Consider the following 21,808-nt stretch of genomic DNA (forward strand, 5'->3'; position numbering starts at 1 on the left):
ATGCAAGCGGTAGAAAATTTCGTTAAGGGTATCGAAGCGCTGGTCCGGCTATTTGGCCGGATCGCCGCCTGGACCTGTGTGCTGCTGGTAGCGCTGGTAGCCGGTGACGTAATACTTCGCTACCTGTTCGACTTCGGTGCCCTGTGGCTGCAAGAGCTGCAGTGGCACTTGATATCGCCCATCGCCCTGTTCGGCATGGCGTATCTGCTGCTTAATGACGAACAGGTTCGTGTCGACGTCTTTTACGAGCACTTCCCGGTACCCGTAAAACGTACCATCGAGGTGTTTGGCGGGCTCGCCCTGCTGATCATGGGCGCATACATCGCCTGGCTGACGCTTCCCTGGGTGGCGCAATCCTTTGGCCGCGGCGAGGGGTCTCCCAACCCCGGCGGCCTACCCTACCGCTGGGTTTTGAAAGCGTTCCTTCCCTTCGGTTTCACCCTACTTGCGCTGCAAGGACTCGCTCATGCGTTGCGCAATGCGTTCGCACTCCCCGCACAAGGTGACTGACCTATGTCTTTAAATGAATGGCTGGCGATCGGCATGATCGGGGCCTTTTTCATCATGCTGCTGATCGGTATCCCAGTGGCAATCAGCATCGCGACAACCGCCTTTGTGTTCGGTTTTATCGGCTTTGGACCGATGCTGTTCAACCTGCTGCCGTCCCGCATCTACGGCGTGGTGACCAATTACACCTTCATGGCCATCCCGCTTTTCGTGTTCATGGGGGTCATGCTCGAAAAGTCGAAACTCGCCGCCGAACTGATCGACGTGGTCGGCCACCTATTCGGTAATGTATCGGGCGGCATGGGGGTGGCGATCATCTTCGTCGGCGTGCTGCTCGGTGCGGCCACGGGCATCGTCGGGGCCACTATCGTGACGCTTGGCCTGCTCACGCTTCCCACCCTGCTGCGCCGTGGCTATCCCAAAGCGCTTGCCAGCGGGATGATATGCGCCTCGGGCACGCTGGGGCAGATAATTCCGCCCAGCCTGGTACTCATTCTACTGGCAGAAATCCTGGGTGAGTCGGTGGGCACCATGTTCGCCGCCGCCATGATGCCGGGATTGACCCTGGCAGCGGTGTACATTATCGCCATTCTGGCGCTCGCCGCCTGGAAACCCCATCTAATGCCACCTATCCCTGCCGAAGAGCGGGCCCAAATGGGCAAGGCGCAATTGTTACGCAAGGTCATACTGGTAGTCGGTCCGCCGGTCGGCCTGGTCGTTGCCGTGCTTGGCTCGATCATCGGCGGCATTGCCGCACCCACTGAAGCCGCCGCCATGGGTGCCCTGGGCGCCCTGGTGTTTGTGGCCAGCTCCGGGCGGCTTACTATTAACCTTTTGACCGAAGTCGCCAAGGCAACGCTGATCATCTCATCCATGGTGTTCTTTATCCTGATCAGCGCGCAGGTATTCGGCCTCGCGTTTCGCGGTCTGGGCGGCGAGCATCTGGTGGGACGTATGTTCGAATGGGTACCTGGCGGTGAGATAGGTGCGCTGCTGTTCATGCTGCTGCTGATGTTTGTGCTCGGCTTCTTTCTCGAGTGGATCGAAATCAGCTATATCGCCCTGCCGTTGTTCTTGCCATTTTTTATCCAGATGGGCGTCGACATGGTGTGGCTGGGCATTCTTGTGGGGCTGGTACTGCAAACCTCGTTTCTGACGCCGCCCTTCGGCTGGTCACTGTTTTTCCTTAAAGGGGTCGCCCCGGAGGGCGTTACAACGCTGGATATCTACCTCGGCGTGCTACCCTTTATCGCTTTGCAGTTTCTCGCCATTGCCATGGTGATACTATTTCCAGGCATCGCCACCTGGCTACCCGCCGCCATTGGCTGGTAAGCCCCAGGCTCAATAACAAAAGGACAGCTTATGCTCCATACCCAACGTAGCTTCAGCGGTAGCTGTGTCGCGCCGCACCACCTCGCCGCCAGCGCCGGGCGGGATATACTCAAGCAGGGCGGCAACGCCATAGAAGCCATGGTCGCGGCCGCTGCCACTATCGCCGTGGTCTATCCGCACATGAACGCCCTTGGCGGTGATGGCTTCTGGTTAATCCATGAGCCTGGCAAAGCGCCGGTGGCCATTGATGCCTGCGGCCCAGCCGCGGGTCTGGCCAACGCGGATTTCTATGCCGGTGACACACAGATTCCCGAACGCGGCCCCAAAGCAGCCCTCACCATGGGCGGGACGGTAAGTGGCTGGCAGGAAGCGCTCACGGTTGCCGCCGGCTGGGGCAAGCCTCTGCCGCTGACAACCCTGCTGGCCGATGCCATTGGTCATGCACAAAAAGGCGTCGCGGTTTCCAAGAGCCAGGAAACGCTGACCGCCAAGCACCTTGAGCGCTTATCGCAAAGCCCCGGGTTCAGCGAGGCGCTTCTGGTCGATGGCCAAGTGCCCCGTGAAGGCGACCGGCTGCGCCAGCCGCGTTTAGCCGCGACGCTGGAACGATTGGCCACGGCAGGTCTGGATGATTTTTATCGCGGCGAGTTGGCCCAGAGTATGGCCGCCGACCTGGAAACATTGGGCAGCCCCCTGAGATTGAAAGACTTTCAGGACTATCGTGCCCAACGCGTGACGCCTCTGGAAGTCAGCCTCGCCGATGCCACCCTGTATAATTTGCCCGCTCCCACTCAAGGGGTGGCATCGCTGATGATCCTTGCCATTTACGAGCGTATTCAAGCCGCCGAGCCCAATGGTTTTGATCACCTGCATGGCCTAGTTGAAGCCACCAAGCGCGCGTTCATGCTGCGTGACCAATACGTGACCGACCCGGCGCGAGTTCCCAGCTCGCTTCAAGGGTTACTCAGCGACGAACGCATTGCCGCTGAGACTGCCCAGATCGACGCATCCAAAGCGCTCCCCTGGCCCCACGAACCGGCACCAGGCGATACCATCTGGATGGGCACGGTGGATAGCGAAGGTCGCGCGGTCAGCTTCATCCAAAGCATCTATTGGGAGTTCGGCAGTGGCGTGGTGCTGCCGGAAAGCGGCGTGCTGTGGCAGAACCGCGGTATCAGCTTCTCGCTTGACCCTGAAGCGCTGCGCGGATTGGCCCCGGGGCGCAAGCCTTTCCATACGCTTAACCCGGCGCTGGCCCGATTTAACGACGGCCGCACCATGGTCTACGGCACCATGGGCGGTGAGGGTCAGCCGCAAACACAAGCCGCGGTATTCTCGCGCTACGCGTTTCATCACATGCCGTTGCAGCAGGCGGTTACCGCACCCCGCTGGCTCCTGGGCCGCACCTGGGGCGAATCGAGCATGAATTTAAAACTCGAGGATCGTTTTGACGCCAAACTGGTGGCAGCGCTCAAGGCGGCTGGGCACGACGTCGAAGTGCTCGACGAACCGTTCAGCGACACCATGGGCCATGCGGGGGGTATCGTTCATCACCCAGGCGGGCTGATTGAAAGCGCTCACGACCCGCGTAGTAACGGAGGGGCAGCCAGCGTTTGATGGTATGGCTGGCGATTTTGCGGGATATTGCGCATCCTGAACTCAGGCAGGCAACGTACTGTCAGTGAAGTAGTGATACGCTAGCCTGAGTCAGGAAGCGGGAGAGGAGACCCCCATGGCAAAAATCGAAAAATCCCCGGATCAATGGCAAGAACAACTCACGCCGGAGCAGTACCGTGTTACCCGCGAAAAAGGCACCGAGCGACCGTTTACCGGGGACTACCAGGTCAGAGAAGTGCAGGGTATCTACCACTGTGTTTGCTGCCATGCCCCTCTGTTCGAGAACGAACACAAGTTTGATGCGGGCTGCGGCTGGCCAAGCTTTGACCGCCCGCTTGGCAACCGCTGCGTGGAAGAGCATCAGGACGCGTCACATGGCATGGTGCGCACCGAAGTGGTGTGTTCCCACTGCGATGCCCACCTGGGTCATGTTTTCCCTGACGGCCCTCCCCAAAGCACCGGGTTGCGTTACTGCATCAACTCGGTAGCACTTGAGTTCCACCCCGACGAATGAGCTCTACCCATTGCGCCCGCCAAGTGGCGGGCGCAATTATCTGGGCGAATCCCAGCGTTAAAACTCATCCCACTGATCAGCAGTTTCACTTTCCACTTCGCGACCTTTTGACGTGGCAGAGTGGTTGGGCAGTGACTTGGTGGTTTTTGCAGTCGCTTGATTCACCCTTTCCAGGTGCGCGCGCGCTATTTTGATGCTCTCTTCCTGAGCCCCTTCCAGGCGGAACGCATCCACCACGTTAGCCAATTCGAAAGCTTCCAGAGACAGGTTATCCGCCGACGCGGCGATCGACTGCACCTTGGTGGCATTTTGTTGAGTCACATCGTCCATCTCGGCAATCGCCGAGTTGATCTGGCCGATGCCACTACTCTGCTCACTGGACGCCGTGCTGATCGACTCCATCAGTTCGCTTACTTTGCTGGCCTGGCGCATGACCGAGTCAATGGCCTTCTCCGCCACCTCGACAGCACTGCGACCGCCGGTGACTTCCTGGGTGGTGCTGTCGATCATACGGCGAATTTCCTGAGCCGCCTCGGCACTGCGGCCGGCCAGATTGCGCACTTCGCTGGCCACCACCGCGAATCCGCGGCCGTGCTCCCCTGCCCGGGCTGCCTCAACCGAGGCGTTCAGGGCAAGGATATTGGTCTGGAAGGCAATGCCGTCGATCACGCTGATCATCTCGGTCATTTTTTCAGCGCTTTGGGCGATCCGCTGCATGCGCTCCACCAGCTGCTGCATCTGCTCGCCGGTTTCCTGGGTGCTCTTCGCGTTCTGAACCGCCAGCTCGCTCGCCTGACGGGCGTTATCGGTATTCTGCTGCACTGTCGAGGTCATCTCTTCCATGCTGGAAGCCGTCTCCTGCAGCGACGATGCCTGCTGCTCGGTACGCGAGGCCAGCTCCTCGTTTTCGGCGGCGATCTGCTGAATGGCCGGGGTAACCACCGAGACACGGTTTTCAACGTCGCCCACGATACCCGACAGGCTGAAACGCATTGTGTCGAGGGAGTACAGTAGCTCGCCCAGCTCATCACCGGTTTGGCGACGCTCCCGGGCCGCCAGGTTACCGGCAGCAATTTGGAAGGTCACATAACGTGCACCGGCCAGACTGCGCATTACCGATTTCAGAATCAGTACGCTCAACCCGATCATGATCAGCGCGCCCAGGCCCACTAGCACCAGTTGGGCAACCAGCATCTGTTGGCGGCCTTGCTCCGCTTCTGCCAACATTTCCTCGGCTGCGCTGCGCTCATTTTCTACCAGCTGGCTGGCCTGATCGCGCAGGGTGCTCGTGCTAGGAAGTACGACGTCGTTCAACGCTTCAAAAGCGCCGAAACCGTTGCCATCGACTAGCGCCGTTGTTGCCTGCTCCACACCGCCGCTCCAGTTGTCCAGCGTAGTGCCAAAGGATGCTAGCGCCTGGCTGTCGGCGTCTTCATTCGCCTCATAGGCTTCCCAGCGGGCCTGCAAATTATTCAGTTGAACCGCCAGGGCCTCGGACAGCTCGTCGGCCTCCACGCTGCGCGGATTGCGTACGGCAGGTTCCAACTGATCCAGCACCTGGCCCACGGTTTGTTCGATATGCTGCAAACTGGCCACGTTGTCCAATCCAGAGCGGCTCAGCGTCGTCAGACGCTCACCGGACGCCACCAATCCGTAGATACCCAAAGCGCCCGCCATTCCAAGCAGCAATACTGACGCCAACACCATGCCGATCAATTTGGCGCGCAGGCTCGTAAGCTTGAAACGCGAGATGATGCCCGTCAGCCCTTTTCGTCGAATCGCGCCGCGAACCAGGGTGTAATGCCTGGATTTGCCCTTCTCACGCATTTCGGCGTAGACCTTTTCCGCCTTGGCCACGGCCTTGGGACTGGCTTTTCGGCGTACCGAGGTATAGCCCACGATCCGGTCACCGTCGCGCAGCGGGGCAAGCGTGGCATGCACCCAGTAATGATCACCATTTTTACGGCGGTTCTTGACCAGCCCCTGCCAGGTAGTGCCTGACTTCAGGGTTTTCCATAAATCCGCAAAGGCCGCTTCGGGCATATCCGGGTGTCGAATTAAATTATGCGGCGCGCCAATCAACTCGTCGCGGGAGTAACCGCTCACTTCAACAAACGTCGGGTTCGCGTAGGTCACGTTGCCTTTCAAATCCGAGCGCGATATCAGTACGGTCTCTTCGGTTAATGGGTATTCTTGCTGCGTGACGGGTTGGTTGTTGCGCATAGTGATCCCTGTGGAGAATGTATTTTTTTGAGAAGCTTTTATCGATATCGACCTTGAGCGTAAAAACTAAATAGTTATCTACAAAGAAAAAAACGCTACCCAAAGGGGTAGCGTTTAAAAGGTTATACAGGGCTAAACGTTAATTGCCAGAGCGCCTAATTTAACGATGATAATCGATAGCCGTATCATCAATTAAGCAAGTCAATTAGGCATTCGCTTAATTAGCTATTTGAATACGACCTTAGCCACGTCACGATACCGATTGGCAAAGTGCACCGTCATGCCCTCTCTGAGGTAATCGGGCAGCTCTTCATAATCACGCCGGTTCGCTTCTGGCAGGATGACTTCAAAGATGTCACTGCGGCGCGCCGCAATCACTTTTTCGCGAATCCCGCCCACGGGCAGCACCTGGCCGGTGAGTGTCAATTCCCCCGTCATGGCCAGTGGCCGGTCTATGGCCTGATGCCTCGCCAGTGACAGCAGCGCCGTCGTCATGCTGACCCCCGCCGAAGGGCCATCCTTGGGCGTGGCGCCCTCCGGCACATGCAAGTGCACAAAGGCGGAGTCGAAAAAGTCACTATCGGCCCCGTATTCCTGCAGATGGCCAAGCGTATAGCTGTAGGCTATATTGGCCGACTCCTGCATGACATCGCCAAGTTTGCCGGTAAGCTTGAAGCCGCGATCCAGTGAATGAACCTTGCCCGCCTCAATGGGCAAGGTAGCGCCGCCCATCGCTGTCCAGGCAAGCCCGGTCACCACACCTTCGCCTTTGAGGACTTTTTCCTTGCGGAAGATGGGCGCGCCCAGGAATTCTTCAAGGTTCTTCACCGACACCTTGACGGTCTCAACGTCGTCTTCCAGCAGCTTGACGGCCGCCTTGCGCACGATGCGGTGCAGCTGTTTCTCCAACTGACGCACCCCTGCTTCCCGGGCGTAGCCCTCAATCACTTGCTTGAGCGCGGCGTCACTGAGCTGAATACGCTTCTTGGGCAGGTTGTCGCGCTTAAGCAGCTTGGGCCATAGATGGTGCTTGGCAATAGCCAGCTTTTCCTCGGCGATGTAGCCCGACAGGCGAATTTGCTCCATGCGGTCCAAAAGCGCACTGGGTATGGAATCCAGGGTGTTAGCCGTACACACAAACAACACCTTGGAGAGGTCCATGCGGACATCCAGATAGTGGTCGAGGAAATCGACGTTCTGCTCCGGGTCGAGCACCTCAAGCAGTGCCGATGCCGGATCCCCCTGGAAGGACTGGCCCAGCTTGTCGATTTCATCCAGCATGATCACCGGGTTTTCGACTTCGACTTCCTTGAACGCCTGAATCAGCTTGCCGGGCATCGCGCCAACATAGGTACGCCGGTGCCCCTTGATCTCGGCTTCATCGCGCATGCCGCCGACGGAAAAGCGATAGAACTGACGCCCCAGTGCCTCGGCAATCGAACGGCCGACAGAGGTTTTACCCACGCCGGGCGGGCCTACCAGCAGCAGGATTGAGCCGCCAACATCACCCTTGAAGGACCCTTCGGCGAGAAATTCGACAATCCGCTCCTTGACGTCTTTCAAGCCATCATGATCACGGTCCAGGACTTGCCGGGCATGATTCAGATCCAATTGGTCCGGGCTGGTCACGCCCCATGGCAGCGACGTCAGCCAGTCCAGATAATTGCGCGTGGTGCCGTACTCCGGCGAACCGGTTTCCAGTACGCTGAGCTTGTCCAGCTCATCGTCAATCCGCGACTGGACCCGCTCGGGCACCACCAGTGACTCCAGGCGGGCGCGGAAGGTATCCACATCGTTTTCGCGGTCGTCCTTGGAAATGCCCAGCTCGCGCTGAATGACCTTCAACTGCTCGCGCAGGAAGAACTCACGCTGGCGCTCCTGCATCTGCGCGTTGACCTGCTCGCTGATTTCGCTTTGCAGCTGGGCAACGTCGATTTCCTTGCGCAGCAGCGGCAGTACCTTCTGCATCCGCTCGGCAACATCCAGCGTCGACAGCACATCCTGAAGCTCTGGTCCCTTGGCCGACGTGATCGCCGCGGCAAAATCAGTCAGCGGGCCTGGCTGGTGCGGACTGAAGCGGTTCAGGTAGTGTTTGAGCTCTTCACCGTAGAGTGGATTAATGGGCAGTAATTCCTTGATCCCATTAATAATCGCCATCGCATAGGCGCGGGTTTCTTCGTTTTCTGCATCCACCGGCTCTTTCGGGTAGCTCACCTCAACCAGGTAAGGCGGCGTGCTGGAAAGCCACCGCTGGATCTTGAAGCGCTGCACCCCTCGGGCAATAAACTGGATCTGCTGATCCTCACCCTTCATCTTGTGGACTTTGACCGCCGTGCCAATGGTCGGAAAGCCTTCGCTATCCAGATCGTCGATCCCCTGCTCGCCCACATAGGCAACCCCCACGGTCTGGTGCGGGGTATTGCCCACCCGGCGCATGGTTTCTTCCCAGCGCTCACGGTTGATGACCAACGGCTGCACCTGGGCGGGAAAGAAGGGCCGATTATGGATCGGTAACAGGTAGATACGTTCGGGTAGCATGTCACTGGCGGGCACCATTGAGCTGACACGCTCACCATCTGATCGGAATTGGTCTTCCTCACCCTGCGAAATCGGGTCGCTGTCGTCCTGCACGTAAAATTGGTCGTCTCGGTCGAATTCCTGGTCGCTCATGCACCCTCCAATCAACACCTGCCGGTGGCGATTGCCGCTCGGCTTTGTGAAGGAAATGCGGGCACATCAGACAAACTTCAACCGTTGACGGTCAGGGCCATAGCTCAGGCATGGGACGACCATTGACGCGCCACTGGCCACGCACCACGTCGAAGGCCAGCTCCTGGGTACCCAACGGCAGCCCCAGCCACAGAGCCGCGACGGTCGGCGCATCGTGCCAGGTAAAGTCCCCGTCGATACGTTCCCGCCAGCGCGCCTGCTCTTCAGGCTCATCCAGCTTGGTAATGTCCAGTTCATCGAGTTGGCGGTTATCAAAGAACAGGGCGCCATCGGCATCCAGCCGAATTCCCAGCAGCGGGCTGTCGGCAGCGATGGTCGCGACATCCAACCGCGGTGAATCGCTTAACAGCTGACGCAAATCGGGCTGCAGGCGTGTCAGGGTTCCCTCCGCCAAGGGTAAACGGGCATCTCCCCAGGCGGCCTCCTGGCGCAGCTGGCGAATGGTATCGCGCACCGCATCGGCATTGATCCGCGAAAGCTCCATCACCGTATGGGCGTTTTGGAGTAACGGCGTGTCCGGCGCTTCGGAAGGCACACTGACCTCACCGATACGCAGTTCGCCTTTCAGGCGCAACTCCTGCTCGTCGAGCATCATCCGGCTGCTGAGATCAATCGGCGCCATATGTACATCAAAGGCGGGGTAAGTCAGCGCCACGTTATCGATATGCAGGGAATCGGACTGGGTAAAGTGATAGGCATCCTCGGTGTAAGTGTAACGGCTCTCCAACGCTGAAGGCCCAATACGCAGCTCCGCCGGACCATCGGTAATCGTCAGTTGATCCATCATCGCCTGCAGTCGCCAATCGCCGTAAACCCCCTCTAAGCGCAGCCGGCCACCGCGCACCGTTAACTCTCTGCCGTTTTGCTGGATAACGAAGGGAGCAAGCGCCAGACGCAGCTCGCTGTGCCCACTCAAAGTGTGGTAAGTGCCCTGCCAACGTGGCACGGAAGGCGCAGAGACTTCGCCCAGCGCTTGCTGGAGGACGGTATCGAGGCGGGGTAAAAGCGTGCCTTCCACGTCGGTGCTTAAAATACCGTGGCGGGCGGTATAGTTAAGCTCCAGACGCCAGGGCCGCCCGAGCAAAGGCGAAAGAATCAACCGACCTTGCGAACTTAACCACCCCTGATCGCTTTCGGTACGCGTCACCCGCCACTCGCCCCGGGCGGCCAGGTCATCCAGCGCCTGACGCAGGCTGCGCTCGAACAACACGCTGGAAAGCAGCTGTGCCGCTACCCACAGCACGGCTATGATCGCCAGAACGGGGACAATCAAACGTTCCTTGCGCATGGCATCTCCCTTGAGCCAAACGCGCCAAAGCGCAGCGCTATTAAACGGTCAATGCAACCAAAACCACAGATGCATTATGCTCCAGGCGTAGATCCCTGCCATCACATCATCGATCATGATGCCAAATCCGCCGGCCACCCGTCGGTCCGCCCAGCGGATGGGCCAAGGTTTGAACACATCGAAAATGCGGAACACCACAAAGCCCCACAGTGCGGACTCCCATGAAAACGGCACCGCCGCCATGGTGATCCAGTAGCCGACAAATTCATCCCAAACGATCCCGGAGTGATCATGCACCCCCAAATCGTGGGACGTTCTATCACATAGCCACACGCCAACCACGAAGGCGACAAAAACAATACTTGCGTACCAGCCTAGCGATAAATCGGCCATTAACCAATAAAAAGGAATCGCCGCCAGCGTGCCAAACGTACCCGGCGCAAAGGGTACGGCACCGCTGCCAAGCCCGAAGGCAAAAAAATGCGTGGGCCGACGCCAAACGCTCCCAGGGGCATGATTCATGGCGTCTCTCCCTTGAAATGCTGCCAGCCGTGATAGCGCTGAACGGGAAGTCCATGCACGCCTGGGATATCGCTGCACTCACCAATCACGTGGAGCGGAACGCCTGACACTGCCAGTTGCTGGCGCGCTTTTTCGACATGAGCCGGGGGCAACGTCACCAATAGTTCATAGTCGTCGCCGCCGGTCAATGCGGCCTGGCGAGCCGCTTCTAGACCCAGGGCCTGTTCCAGGCCTTCAGCCAGGGGCAATGCCTCCAGTGATAACCTTACCCCTACGCCAGACGCCTCGCGCAGATGGCCCAGGTCAGCTAACAGTCCGTCTGAAATATCGATCGCCGCAGTCGCCCACTCGCGCAGCGCTTCGCCTGCAGCCAAGCGGGGCGTGGGCCGTAAATAGCGCTCAAGCAGCGGGTGTGCGCTGTTGCGTTCACCCTGTTGCCACAGCGCCAAACCGCCAGCTCCCCCACCCAGGGCGCCGGTCACCGCAATCACATCGCCAGGTCGGGCACCGCTACGCGTCAGCGCCGTGGCATTGGGCACGTCCCCCATGACGGTCACGGCGATGGAAAGCAGGCCCGACGTGACGTCGCCACCCACCAGCGTTGTGGCGTGCCGACCGGCCAGTGTGGCAAACCCCCGCGCATAGCCCGAGAGCCAGGCATCGGCAGCGTTATCGTCAGCAAATTGCGACTGATCAAGTGTCAGCGCCATCACGCACCAGCGTGACGTCGCCCCCATGGCGGCCAGGTCACTCAGGGCCACGGCCAACGCACGGTGCCCAATGGCCTCAGCGGGCGCGCCGCCGGGGAAGTGAACGTCCACCACCGACGTATCCACGCTCACCACAAGCTGGCGGCCTGGTTGCGGGTTAAGCAAGGCAGCGTCATCGCCGATCCCCAGCGCCACACCCTGCTGGTGGACGTCATGGGTCGGCAACGTGAAATAACGTCGAATCAGATCAAATTCGGCAAGCACAAAGGCCCCTTGAACGCAGCGTCAGCAAGAACGCGCCGTTACCCGGTCCATGGGGCCGGTTAGCGACGACGCGCACTGACTTCAGCACTCCGCAAGCGAATCGCTAACTTGTCGAGAATACCGTTCACGTATTTATGGCCGTCGGTGGCACCAAACGACTTGGCCAACTCAACGCCTTCATTAATGACCACGCGATAAGGCACTTCCATACGCCGCGACAATTCGTAGGCCCCCAGGCGAAGGATGGCCAGCTCGACGGCATCCAGGTCTTCCAGACGACGGTCAAGCAACGGTGCTATCTCACGGTCCAACTCTGCCTTGAAACGGGACGTATTGATCAGCAGCTCGTGAAACAGCGCCTTATCGGCAATTTCCATCACCTTGGCCCAATTCTCATAATCTTCCATGTCGGCATCGGGCAGATGGCTGCGGAACTCGGCTTCAATGGTGTTGATCGGTTTACCGGTCATGTGCCACTGATACAGCCCCTGCACCGCCAGCTCACGCGCCGCCTGTCGGCCTTGCTGGGCAGCCGAGGGTTTGCGCTCGCGACGTTCACTCATGAGCATCACCCGAGGCAATAGCGCGCAACAGCGACACCATTTCCATGGCCGCCATGGCCGCTTCGGTCCCTTTGTTACCGGCTTTGGTACCGGCACGCTCGATGGCCTGCTCGATCGACTCCACTGTCAGCACGCCGTTGGCGATGGGCGTATCGAAATCAAGCTGTAGCTGGTTGAGAGCGGTATTGCAGCCGCCCGCCACATACTCAAAGTGCGGCGTACCACCCCGAATCACCGCCCCCAGAGCGATGACCGCGTCAGGTTTCACCACCTTGAGGACACGCTTGACGGCCAGCGGCAGTTCCCAGGCGCCGGGGACATGCACAATGTCGATGTGCTCCATATCAACGCCATGGCGAACCAGGCTGTCGACGGCGCCCTCCACCAGACTATCGACGACGTGGTGATTGAAACGGCCAACCACGATGACATAACGGCCATCAACGTCGACAAAGGTACCTTCAACTTGAGAAAGGGATTGCATCAATTTATACCTGCTAAAGTGTATACCGGCTAAGAGGTGGACTCATCGGACATATCGTTCGGACCCAGCCGCTCGACGACTTCCAGGTCAAAGCCGGAAAGTGCCGAGAACTTCCAGGGCGAACTGAGCAAACGCATTTTACCCACACCAAGATGGCGCAGTATTTGCGAGCCGGTGCCGATCGTTAAGTAATTACCTGCGCCGTCAGAATCGCTGGTGCGGGGCTGGCGCACGCGCTCCAGGAAGATATCCAACTGGTCTTTAAGGTCTTGATTCGGGCGCCCGTCATCAATCAGCACCAGTACGCCCGCGGGGGCCTCGGCTATTTCGACAAGCGCTCGCTGGGCATCCCAGCGACATTGCTCGCCTTTGGTCAGCCCCAGCACATCGCGCAACGTGTCGGCCAGGTGGACCCGCACCGTCGTAGGCTGTGCGGGTGTTGGCTGGCCGTTGACCAGGGCCAAGTGATGCGCGCCCTGAATACGGTCGCGAAACACATGCAGCATCATCTCGCCCTGGGTGGTCATGATCGGCGAGGCTTCGATAGGGTCGACTGTCTGCTCATTGACGATTCGGTAGTGGATCAAATCGGCAATGGTGCCCATCTTGATGCCGTGCTCTTCAGCAAATGCTTCAAGCTCGGGACGGCGCGCCATGCTGCCATCGTCATTCATGACCTCGCAAATTACACCACTCGGATCACAGCCCGCCAGGGCCGCCAGGTCGCAGGCGGCCTCGGTATGGCCGGCACGACGCAACACACCGCCGGGTTCGGCCATCAGCGGAAAGATATGCCCCGGCTGGACGATATCCGTGGGCTTGGCATGCGGGGCGACAGCGGCCTGGACGGTCCGCGCCCGGTCGGCGGCGGAAATCCCGGTGGTCACGCCTTCGGTCGCTTCGATCGACAGGGTGAACTTGGTGCCAAACCCCGAACCGTTGTCACGGACCATCAGCGGTAGATTCAGCTGCTCGCAGCGCGCCCGTGTCATCGGCAAACAGATCAGGCCACGGGCAAAACGCGCCATGAAGTTGATATGCTCCGCCTGGACTTTTTCGGCGGCCATGATGATATCGCCTTCATTTTCGCGATCCTCGTCGTCCATGAGGATCACCATTTTGCCCTGGCGAATATCGTCGACAAGTTCAGCAATGGGGGCTAATCCCCCAGAGGAAGCGTGCGCCATGGAATCTCCAATAAAAATTGTCGCAATGGGTGCGATTTCGCGCGTCAGGGTACCTTGGTATCGTCGCTCGTGCCAGTCACCAACGGCGAAGCGATAATCCGCCAATCCTGTCCAACGGCCCGCATATCGTGAATAGTGAGGCGCTGCTGGTCGGCCATCTGGGTGAGCCCTGACAGGGTAAACAAGGGTCTGGCATCGCCACCCAGCAGCGTCGGCGCAACAAACAGCTGCATTTCATCGATCAATCCCGCGCTGAGCATGGCACCGGCGAGCGTGGCGCCGGTCTCGACCAGCAGTTCATTGACATCTTCATTGGCCGCCAGCCACTCAAGCAGAACAGACAGATCCACCCGGCCCTGGGCATCAGCGGATAACACCTGTACCTCTGCCCCTGCGTCAATCAGTCGCTCGTGCTTTTCAGCCTCCCGGGAAGTGGTAACGACCAGGGTGCGTCCGGGGGCTCGTAAACAGGCGGCGGCCAGCGGCAGCCGCAACCGGCTGTCGACAATCACCCGCAGCGGCTGGTGGCTGGCGATATCAGCGGCATTATCCAAACCAAGCTGCTCGGCACGAACCGTCAGTCGTGAATCATCCATGATGACGGACTCCACGCCACTCAGGATCGCACTGGAACGAGCGCGCAACCGTTGGACCTGGGCGCGCGCTTCGGGGCCGGTAATCCATTGGGATTCCCCCGACCCCATTGCGGTGCGACCATCGAGGCTCATCGCCATCTTCATGCGCACAAAAGGACGTTGGTTTGCCATGCGGGCGATAAAGCCTGGGTTGAGCGCGCGGGCGTCCGCCTCCAGCAACCCAACTGACACCTCGATCCCCGCTTCTTCCAACAGGCGAATCCCCCGGCCGCTGACCTGGGGATTGGGGTCGACCATGGCGACCACCACTCGCGCTACCTGGGCTTCTTGCAGCGCCAACGCACATGGCCCGGTGCGCCCCGTATGCGAACACGGCTCCAAGGTGACATAGGCGGTCGCCCCACGGGCACTGCCGCCCGCGGCAGTCAAGGCGTTGATTTCCGCATGCGCCTCACCCGCATGGCGGTGATAGCCCTCGCCCACCACCTCACCGTCGCGAACCAGCACGCAGCCGACACGGGGGTTGGGGTCGGTGGTATACAGACCGTGCGCGGCCAGCACCAGCGCGCGGGCCATATAACGATGGTCATCGGCACTGAACTGATTATCGACGCTAGACAAGGTGGCACTCACGATGAGGGCCTGCCGTCGGCAGGCTCCTGGGACAGGCGATCAATCTCAGCCCGGAATTCATCCAGATCCTGAAATTTGCGATACACCGAAGCAAAGCGAATGTAAGCCACCTGATCGAGGGTTTTCAACGCCTGCATGACCGCCTCACCAATGTCGCGGGCATCAATTTCCCGGTCTCCCCGTGCGCGTAATGTCTGGCGTATCCGCTCGACGGACGCTTCAATATCTTCTGCGCTGACCGGCCGCTTTTCGAGTGCCCGGAGCATGCCAGCACGCAGCTTGGTTTCGTTGAAACTTTCGCGTGAACCGTCAGACTTGATGACGCGGGGCATGATCAGCTCGGCGGTTTCGTAAGTGGTAAAACGCTCCTGGCAGCTTGCACACTGACGACGGCGACGCACCTGGTCACCGTCGGCTACCAACCGCGAATCGGTCACGCGAGTATCGTTAGCACCACAAAAAGGGCAATGCATGGCGTTCAACCTGTTGTCGGCCCGTGCAAAGGCGCTGCACGAGAAAGCAAAATACGACCTGTTAATGCGCTATTAACCGATCATTGTAACGTTTTGGCACACAAGCTGCACCGTTTGTAGAAGCCTGTTGACTGGGACACCCTCATGACCGCCTTCGACGATACCGTTCACGCTTATCTGGAGCACCTGTATGGGCCCCGCGCCGCGGAGGTTCAGCGCCGCCTCAACCAACGCCTGGCGCATTTTCGCGCCGCAGCAGGCCCACAGGCCTTCACCGAGCAGCAGGGACAGCCTGCACCATCGTGGAGCGAGAAAGACCAGTGGTTGATCACCTATGGTGATTCTATCGTCGATGACGAGACGCCTCCCCTGGCTGTGCTTGACGACTTTTTGCAGGCGCGTCTCGGTGAACGTATCAGCGGCGTCCACGTACTGCCCTTTTTCCCGTGGAGCAGCGACGACGGCTTTTCAGTGATCCACTATCGGGAAGTGAACCCCGATCTGGGTGACTGGCAACATATTCAAACCCTTGCCCGCCACTACGACCTGATGGCGGACCTGGTGCTCAACCATGTGTCCCGGGAGTCGCTATGGTTTGTCGATTACCTGAGCGGCAGCCTGCCGGGGCGCGATTATTTTATCGAAGTCGATCCCGACACCGATGTGTCAGCGGTGGTTCGCCCGCGCAGCAGCCCGCTGCTGGTGCCAATATCCACCCGCCGGGGGACACGCTATCTGTGGGCGACGTTCTCCGAGGATCAGCTTGACCTCAACTTCGAAAACCCCGATGTGCTGCTGGAATTTGTCGGCATCCTGCTGTTTTACCTCGAGCAGGGCACCCGTATCGTGCGCCTGGATGCCGTTGCCTTTCTGTGGAAACGACTGGGAACCAACTGTATCCACCTGCCGGAAACCCACACCGTGGTTCGGCTGCTGCGTGCCATTGTTGACCACGTTGCCCCCGGCACCCTGCTGATCACCGAAACCAACGTACCGCACCACGAAAACATCAGCTACTTCGGGCTTGACCGCCTGGCGGAAGGCCCGCCCGACGAAGCCCACATGATCTACCAATTCACCTTGCCACCGCTGCTGCTACACACCCTGACGCGGGGCGAAACGCATACCCTGCAAGCCTGGCTGGCCAGCCTGCCGCCGCTGCCCGACCAGTGTACCTATCTAAACTTCACCGCCAGTCACGACGGTATCGGCGTACGCCCCCTGGAAGGCCTGCTACCCGATCACGAACGCGATGCGCTGCTCGAACTGATGCACCGATTCGGCGGCTTTGTCAGCATGCGCAGTAACCCAGACGGCAGCGACACGCCCTACGAAATCAACATCACCTGGTTTGAAGCCATGCAAGGCACGCGCAAAGGCCCCGACCCGTGGCAAATTGCGCGCTTCCTGTGCAGCCAGGCGATCATGCTCAGCCTGCAGGGCATTCCGGCCCTGTATATCCATACCCTGACCGGTACCCTCAACGACGTGGAAGGCGTTGAGCGCAGCGGTCGCTTACGCTCGATCAATCGCCGCCGCTGGCAGCGTCGTGAACTCGATTTACTCCTCGACAGCACTGCCACGCCCACCCACGACGTTTTCAATGCGCTGAGCCGATTGTTGGACTGCCGACGCCAAGAGCCCTGTTTTCACCCCAACGCCGCCCAGCGCGTGCTTGCCTCGGACCCATCGCTGCTGGCCATCGAACGTGGCCCGCTCGCCGACGGTCGCCGCCTGTTGGCGCTTTATAATGTCACCGAGGTGCCACTGTCGTTCGATCAGCTCGGTGATGACGTCCAGCACGCATTATCATCGGTGTCATGGCAGGACCTGAATACCCCATCCTCTGGACAACCCAGCGACCCGCTGCCCCCCTACGCCGTGCGCTGGCTGGTGCATAGCCCCTGATAATCCATCAATAGCATGGAATAGCCGGAAAAAGATGCCGATTCAGGCACTGCGCGTTACGCTATCCCCTCGATTCTGCAACCACCGAGGAAGATTATGCGCGACAGGCTCTCCCTGCCTCAAACGGTATCACGCCATCTTGCCGGACTGGGCGGCACCATGCTCGGTATGCTCATGATGCCAATCGCCCAGGCCGACTCACTCCCCGCCCCCATCCAGGCACTGGCGGACCAAGGTTTGCAGATTCACGGCGAATTTGACGCCCCTGGCGGCATGCGCGGTTTTGGTGCCAGCCGTCAGGGCCAGGAAGTGACCATCTACCTGACCCCTGACGGCGAGCACGCCATCACCGGCTCGCTGACCGACCAGGATGGCGACAACCAGCTCGAGGAAGCAGCGCTGGATAAGCACGTGCGGGCACCGCTCGAAGCACAAACCTGGCAACTCCTCGAAGACAGCTATTGGATTCAGGACGGCCAGCGAGACGCGCCACGGGTGGTGTACACCTTTACCGACCCCAACTGCCCCTACTGTCAGGCTTTTTGGGAGGCCGCACGGCCCTGGGTCGAAGCAGGCGAGGTGCAACTGCGCCATATCGTCGTCGGCATTCTGGACGCCGACAGCCCCGCCAAAGCGGCCACGCTACTCGCTGCCGACGACCCCGCCGCTGCTCTTGCCCGCCATAAGCAGGGCGACCGCATCAGCGCCAGCGCCCAACCCCGAGAAATCGAAGAACAGGTATACAGCAACAATCAGCTGTTCGACGGCCTGGGCCTCTACGCCACCCCCACCAGCGCCTTCAAACGCCAAACCGATGACGGCGTCACCCGTCTGGACCGCGTCGAAGGCATGCCGGATGAAGAGCGCCTGGAGGAAATGATGGGCGGCCCGGCGCCTGATTAAGCGATAGCGTCGTCAGGCGATGCGCCTGGCGATCACCCAGCCCAGCACCATGGTCGCCAGCATCGCCACTAACGGTACCGAAGCACCGCCCAGCGACGCGATGGCGGGGCCCGGACAGTAGCCTGAAAGTCCCCACCCAACGCCGAACAACGCCGCCCCAGTCAACAGCCTGGCATCCAGCCCCTGCTTGCCGGGCAGCTGAAAGCGCTTGGCCAGCAGAGGGGTGGGCTGCTTAAGCACGAAGCGGTAGCCAACAAAGGTAGTAATGACCGCCCCGCCGAGTACGAACATGAGCGTCGGATCCCATTTGCCGGCAACGTCCAGGAACCCTACGACCCTGGCCGGATCGGTCATGCCCGAGACCGTCAGTCCCAGACTGAACAGCAGACCGGCGACATAGCTCGCCGCCATCGTCAGATGTTGCTTGTTCATGCCCCACCTCCCAGGACGTGACGCACGACATAGACGGTCACCAGGGCAGTGCCCAAAAACATGACTGTCGCCGCCAAAGACCGCTTGGAGAGACGCGCCAGCCCGCACACCCCATGACCGCTGGTACAGCCGCTACCCAGACCGGTGCCCAGACCGACCAGCAAGCCTGCCACCAGCATTAGCGGTACGCCGCCCAGCGGCTGGCCGATGACCTCGCCAGGATAATTGACGACGTTGCCCCATCCGGGGCCAAGCCCCATCAATAGCAATGGCCCGCTGATCAGGCCGACTAGAAACGCCGCCCGCCAGGCGCTATCACCCTTAGGCCGCTGGGCGATCAAGTGACCGACAATACCGCTGATACCGGCGATTCGCCCCAGGCTTGCCATCAACCAAACCGCTGATATGCCAATTAAAACGCCACCTATCAGCCCCTGCAGGCTTGATGTCAATTCCACGTACCCTCCTGTTCGTCTATGGCTCTGTTCGTCTATAACGGTCAGTTGCCTATTGATTTCAATAAAATTATATATTTATATCATAATAGCATATAAGGCCAGCTAACGTTGACGACAACCCTTTTGCTCAACACCTTCTGTTAAGATGCACCGCATTAGCAATTTGCAGGAGAAACCCATGCTCGGCTGGTTCCCCGGACATATGAACAAGGCCCGCCGCCAGATCCAGGAGGCGTTGCCGGAAATCGACGTGGTCATCGAAGTGCTCGATGCGCGGCTACCCTACTCCAGCGCCAACCCTATGCTTGCCGAGCTGACTCGCCACAAGCCGGTGCTCAAGATTCTCTCCCGTGCGGACCTGGCCGACCCGGAACGCACCGCCGAATGGGTCGCGTTTTTTGACGCCCAGGACGACACGCGCGCGCTGGCAGTCACCACCACCCATACCCGTGAGCTGAAAAAAATTCCCAAGCTCTGCCACGAACTGGCCGGGGCAGTGCGCGCTGACCGCGATGTCCGCGTTATGGTGATGGGCATTCCCAACGTGGGTAAGTCGACCCTGATCAACGGCCTGGCAAGGCGCAAGATCGCCAAAACCGGCAACGAGCCAGCGGTGACCAAACGGCAGCAGAAGGTCCGCATCGACGGCCGCGTGGCGCTCGTCGACACCCCCGGGGTGCTATGGCCCAAGATTGAAGACCAGGCCAGCGCCTATCGACTGGCGGCAAGCGGTGCCATTCGCGATACCGCGATTGAATACACCGACGTGGCGATCATCACCAGCGCGGAACTGGCCAGACGCTACCCGGATGCGCTGATCGCCCGCTACAAGCTCAAGGCACTACCTCCCTATGCGCCATCCAGCACCCATGAGGTCGACGCTGACGGTCCGCAAAAGCCTGATTTCTTGGCAATCGCAGGCTTTGACGGCCAGGCCATCCTCAAGGAAATAGCGGGCAAGCGCGGCGGGTTACGCCCCGGCGGCGCGGTTGACCTGCATCGTGGCGCTGAAGTCTTGCTGCACGAACTGCGTGACGGCAAGCTGGGAAGGCTGACATTGGAAACCCCCGACGATATTCCACCGCCACCGGTGCACGAGGACGAAGACAGCACCTCCCATTCCGACGCATAATGACGCATCGACCGGCAATGCCGCGCGGCCACTGGACACTTTTTGGAAATAACGGCTCATGGACACCCCCCAACCTCACGAATCTCCCACGCTTAAAAAATCGCACAAGCTGAGTAACGTCTGTTACGACATTCGCGGCCCGGTGCTCGACCACGCCAAACGCCTGGAAGAAGAAGGCCAGCGAATCCTCAAGCTCAATATTGGCAATCCTGCGCCCTTTGGCTTTGAGGCTCCCGAAGAAATTCTTCAGGACGTGATGCGCAACCTGCCCACCGCCCAGGGTTACTGCGACTCCAAGGGGCTCTACTCGGCGCGCAAGGCGATCATGCAGGAATGCCAACGCAAACAGATTCCCGGCGTCGGCATCGAGGATATCTATATTGGTAATGGCGTTTCCGAGTTGATCGTCATGGCCATGCAGGCACTCCTCAACGACGGCGACGAACTGCTGATCCCCGCCCCTGATTACCCGCTGTGGACCGCCGCGGCGCACCTTTCCGGTGGCCACGGAGTGCATTACATGTGCGATGAGCAGGCGGACTGGGCACCGGACATGGCCGATATTCGTGCCAAGATCACCAGCCGCACCCGCGCGATTGTGCTGATCAACCCCAACAACCCCACCGGCGCGGTCTACCCGCCCGCCGTGGTACGCGAGGTACTGGACATCGCCAAACAGCACAACCTGGTGGTGTTCTCCGATGAGATCTACGACAAGATTCTCTACGACGGTGTGGAACACACCGCCACCGGCGCGTTGGCGGATGACGATCAACTGGTCATCACCATGAACGGGCTCTCGAAAAGCTACCGCTGCGCCGGGTTTCGCTCGGGCTGGATGACCATTTCAGGCACCCTGGCCAAGCTCCACGCCCAGGACTTCATTCAGGGACTGACCATGCTGGCCTCAATGCGCCTGTGTGCCAACGTGCCCGCCCAGCACGCCATTCAAACGGCTCTAGGCGGCTACCAGTCGATCAATGATCTCATCCTGCCTGGCGGACGCTTGCTGGCCCAGCGCGATATCACCGTGGAAAAACTCAATGCCATCCCAGGGGTATCCTGCGTTACGCCCAAGGGCGCGCTGTATGCGTTCCCGCGCCTCGATCCCAAGGTGTTCAACATCAAGGACGACCAGCAGATGGTGCTTGATCTGCTGTTACAAGAGAAAATCCTGCTGGTGCAGGGCACAGCGTTCAACTGGCCAGAGCCCGACCACGTCCGCATTGTCACACTGCCATGGGCTGACCAGTTGGGCGATGCGCTGGACCGCTTTGCGAACTTTCTCGCCCGCTATCGGCAGTAAAAGACACGATATTTGGGGCGAGCACT

The 21,808-nt window shown here is 59.8% G+C and carries 20 protein-coding genes; 8 read left to right on the forward strand and 12 right to left on the reverse strand.

Annotated elements, in window-relative coordinates:
* The 4 genes from NH395_RS10145 (at position 1) to msrB (ending at position 3,970) form a co-directional block, all read left to right on the forward strand.
* Positions 1–510, forward strand: a complete 510-nt coding sequence (locus tag NH395_RS10145) for a TRAP transporter small permease subunit (RefSeq protein WP_253024477.1) — start codon at positions 1–3, stop codon at positions 508–510.
* 3 nt (positions 511–513) lie between these two features.
* Entirely contained in the window at positions 514–1,839 is a 1,326-nt protein-coding gene (locus tag NH395_RS10150; RefSeq protein WP_253024478.1) for a TRAP transporter large permease subunit, read from the forward strand.
* Positions 1,840–1,869: 30 nt separating this feature from the next.
* Positions 1,870–3,456: a gamma-glutamyltransferase family protein gene (locus tag NH395_RS10155; protein WP_253024479.1), complete on the forward strand. Its 1,587-nt coding sequence runs from the start codon at positions 1,870–1,872 to the stop codon at positions 3,454–3,456.
* 115 nt (positions 3,457–3,571) lie between these two features.
* Positions 3,572–3,970 (forward strand): peptide-methionine (R)-S-oxide reductase MsrB, encoded by a 399-nt coding sequence (msrB, locus tag NH395_RS10160; RefSeq protein ID WP_066317941.1) that lies wholly within the window; start codon positions 3,572–3,574, stop codon positions 3,968–3,970.
* A gap of 57 nt (positions 3,971–4,027) precedes the next feature.
* Here the strand turns inward: msrB and NH395_RS10165 are convergent, their stop codons facing one another.
* From NH395_RS10165 to nrdR, 10 genes are all read right to left on the reverse strand, one after another.
* Positions 4,028–6,193 (reverse strand): PAS domain-containing methyl-accepting chemotaxis protein, encoded by a 2,166-nt coding sequence (locus NH395_RS10165; protein ID WP_253024480.1) that lies wholly within the window; start codon positions 6,191–6,193, stop codon positions 4,028–4,030.
* Between the two features lie 225 nt (positions 6,194–6,418).
* Positions 6,419–8,863, reverse strand: coding sequence for an endopeptidase La (lon, locus tag NH395_RS10170; protein WP_253024481.1), 2,445 nt, complete (start codon positions 8,861–8,863; stop codon positions 6,419–6,421).
* 91 nt (positions 8,864–8,954) lie between these two features.
* A complete protein-coding gene (locus NH395_RS10175; RefSeq protein WP_253024482.1) occupies positions 8,955–10,211 on the reverse strand; it encodes a DUF945 family protein in 1,257 nt (418 codons plus the stop codon).
* Positions 10,212–10,259: 48 nt separating this feature from the next.
* Positions 10,260–10,733: a phosphatidylglycerophosphatase A gene (locus NH395_RS10180; RefSeq protein WP_066317950.1), complete on the reverse strand. Its 474-nt coding sequence runs from the start codon at positions 10,731–10,733 to the stop codon at positions 10,260–10,262.
* Positions 10,730–11,707 (reverse strand): thiamine-phosphate kinase, encoded by a 978-nt coding sequence (gene thiL, locus NH395_RS10185; RefSeq protein ID WP_253024483.1) that lies wholly within the window; start codon positions 11,705–11,707, stop codon positions 10,730–10,732. Before thiL ends, NH395_RS10180 begins: the two co-directional genes overlap by 4 nt.
* 59 nt (positions 11,708–11,766) lie before the next feature.
* Entirely contained in the window at positions 11,767–12,270 is a 504-nt protein-coding gene (nusB, locus tag NH395_RS10190; RefSeq protein ID WP_066317961.1) for a transcription antitermination factor NusB, read from the reverse strand.
* Positions 12,263–12,754, reverse strand: a complete 492-nt coding sequence (gene ribE, locus NH395_RS10195) for a 6,7-dimethyl-8-ribityllumazine synthase (RefSeq protein ID WP_253024485.1) — start codon at positions 12,752–12,754, stop codon at positions 12,263–12,265. Before ribE ends, nusB begins: the two co-directional genes overlap by 8 nt.
* 29 nt (positions 12,755–12,783) lie before the next feature.
* Entirely contained in the window at positions 12,784–13,941 is a 1,158-nt protein-coding gene (gene ribBA, locus NH395_RS10200; protein WP_253024487.1) for a bifunctional 3,4-dihydroxy-2-butanone-4-phosphate synthase/GTP cyclohydrolase II, read from the reverse strand.
* Between the two features lie 44 nt (positions 13,942–13,985).
* The gene (gene ribD, locus NH395_RS10205; protein ID WP_366065626.1) at positions 13,986–15,170 is read right to left on the reverse strand and encodes a bifunctional diaminohydroxyphosphoribosylaminopyrimidine deaminase/5-amino-6-(5-phosphoribosylamino)uracil reductase RibD; all 1,185 of its coding nucleotides are present in this window, start codon (positions 15,168–15,170) and stop codon (positions 13,986–13,988) included.
* Positions 15,167–15,643 carry a transcriptional regulator NrdR gene (gene nrdR / locus NH395_RS10210; protein WP_066317975.1) on the reverse strand — a complete coding sequence of 159 codons (477 nt, stop codon included), beginning with the start codon at positions 15,641–15,643 and terminating at the stop codon, positions 15,167–15,169. Before nrdR ends, ribD begins: the two co-directional genes overlap by 4 nt.
* A 144-nt stretch (positions 15,644–15,787) precedes the next feature.
* Between nrdR and NH395_RS10215 the strand changes: the two genes are divergently transcribed.
* Entirely contained in the window at positions 15,788–17,551 is a 1,764-nt protein-coding gene (locus NH395_RS10215) for a sugar phosphorylase (protein WP_253024489.1), read from the forward strand.
* Positions 17,552–17,710: 159 nt separating this feature from the next.
* Positions 17,711–18,454 carry a thiol:disulfide interchange protein DsbG gene (gene dsbG / locus NH395_RS10220; RefSeq protein WP_253024810.1) on the forward strand — a complete coding sequence of 248 codons (744 nt, stop codon included), beginning with the start codon at positions 17,711–17,713 and terminating at the stop codon, positions 18,452–18,454.
* A gap of 12 nt (positions 18,455–18,466) precedes the next feature.
* On the opposite strand, the gene NH395_RS10225 is transcribed toward dsbG, so the two are convergent.
* Together NH395_RS10225 and NH395_RS10230 are read right to left on the reverse strand one after the other, a co-directional pair.
* A complete protein-coding gene (locus NH395_RS10225) occupies positions 18,467–18,886 on the reverse strand; it encodes a DUF6691 family protein (protein ID WP_253024491.1) in 420 nt (139 codons plus the stop codon).
* Positions 18,883–19,344 carry a YeeE/YedE family protein gene (locus tag NH395_RS10230; protein ID WP_253024493.1) on the reverse strand — a complete coding sequence of 154 codons (462 nt, stop codon included), beginning with the start codon at positions 19,342–19,344 and terminating at the stop codon, positions 18,883–18,885. The genes NH395_RS10225 and NH395_RS10230 overlap by 4 nt, the downstream gene beginning before the upstream one ends.
* Before the next feature lie 178 nt (positions 19,345–19,522).
* On the opposite strand from NH395_RS10230, the gene ylqF reads away from it, so the two are divergent.
* Positions 19,523–20,476 (forward strand): ribosome biogenesis GTPase YlqF, encoded by a 954-nt coding sequence (ylqF, locus tag NH395_RS10235; protein ID WP_253024495.1) that lies wholly within the window; start codon positions 19,523–19,525, stop codon positions 20,474–20,476.
* 58 nt (positions 20,477–20,534) lie between these two features.
* On the forward strand, positions 20,535–21,782 hold the full coding sequence (locus tag NH395_RS10240) for a pyridoxal phosphate-dependent aminotransferase (protein ID WP_066317978.1): 1,248 nt from the start codon (positions 20,535–20,537) through the stop codon (positions 21,780–21,782).
* The last annotated feature ends 26 nt before the right edge of the window (positions 21,783–21,808 follow it).

The organism is Halomonas sp. Mc5H-6 (assembly GCF_024124705.1).
GTDB classification, from domain to species: Bacteria; Pseudomonadota; Gammaproteobacteria; order Pseudomonadales; family Halomonadaceae; genus Vreelandella; species Vreelandella subterranea.

Coding starts and splice junctions, on each gene's coding strand:
- NH395_RS10145 (WP_253024477.1), top strand. CDS start 1: ATGCAAGCGGTAGAAAATTTCGTTAAGGGTATCGAAGCGCTGGTCCGG.
- NH395_RS10150 (WP_253024478.1), top strand. CDS start 514: ATGTCTTTAAATGAATGGCTGGCGATCGGCATGATCGGGGCCTTTTTC.
- NH395_RS10155 (WP_253024479.1), top strand. CDS start 1,870: ATGCTCCATACCCAACGTAGCTTCAGCGGTAGCTGTGTCGCGCCGCAC.
- msrB (WP_066317941.1), top strand. CDS start 3,572: ATGGCAAAAATCGAAAAATCCCCGGATCAATGGCAAGAACAACTCACG.
- NH395_RS10165 (WP_253024480.1), bottom strand. CDS start 6,193: ATGCGCAACAACCAACCCGTCACGCAGCAAGAATACCCATTAACCGAA.
- lon (WP_253024481.1), bottom strand. CDS start 8,863: ATGAGCGACCAGGAATTCGACCGAGACGACCAATTTTACGTGCAGGAC.
- NH395_RS10175 (WP_253024482.1), bottom strand. CDS start 10,211: ATGCGCAAGGAACGTTTGATTGTCCCCGTTCTGGCGATCATAGCCGTG.
- NH395_RS10180 (WP_066317950.1), bottom strand. CDS start 10,733: ATGAATCATGCCCCTGGGAGCGTTTGGCGTCGGCCCACGCATTTTTTT.
- nusB (WP_066317961.1), bottom strand. CDS start 12,270: ATGAGTGAACGTCGCGAGCGCAAACCCTCGGCTGCCCAGCAAGGCCGA.
- ribE (WP_253024485.1), bottom strand. CDS start 12,754: ATGCAATCCCTTTCTCAAGTTGAAGGTACCTTTGTCGACGTTGATGGC.
- ribBA (WP_253024487.1), bottom strand. CDS start 13,941: ATGGCGCACGCTTCCTCTGGGGGATTAGCCCCCATTGCTGAACTTGTC.
- nrdR (WP_066317975.1), bottom strand. CDS start 15,643: ATGCATTGCCCTTTTTGTGGTGCTAACGATACTCGCGTGACCGATTCG.
- NH395_RS10215 (WP_253024489.1), top strand. CDS start 15,788: ATGACCGCCTTCGACGATACCGTTCACGCTTATCTGGAGCACCTGTAT.
- dsbG (WP_253024810.1), top strand. CDS start 17,711: ATGCTCGGTATGCTCATGATGCCAATCGCCCAGGCCGACTCACTCCCC.
- NH395_RS10225 (WP_253024491.1), bottom strand. CDS start 18,886: ATGAACAAGCAACATCTGACGATGGCGGCGAGCTATGTCGCCGGTCTG.
- ylqF (WP_253024495.1), top strand. CDS start 19,523: ATGCTCGGCTGGTTCCCCGGACATATGAACAAGGCCCGCCGCCAGATC.
- NH395_RS10240 (WP_066317978.1), top strand. CDS start 20,535: ATGGACACCCCCCAACCTCACGAATCTCCCACGCTTAAAAAATCGCAC.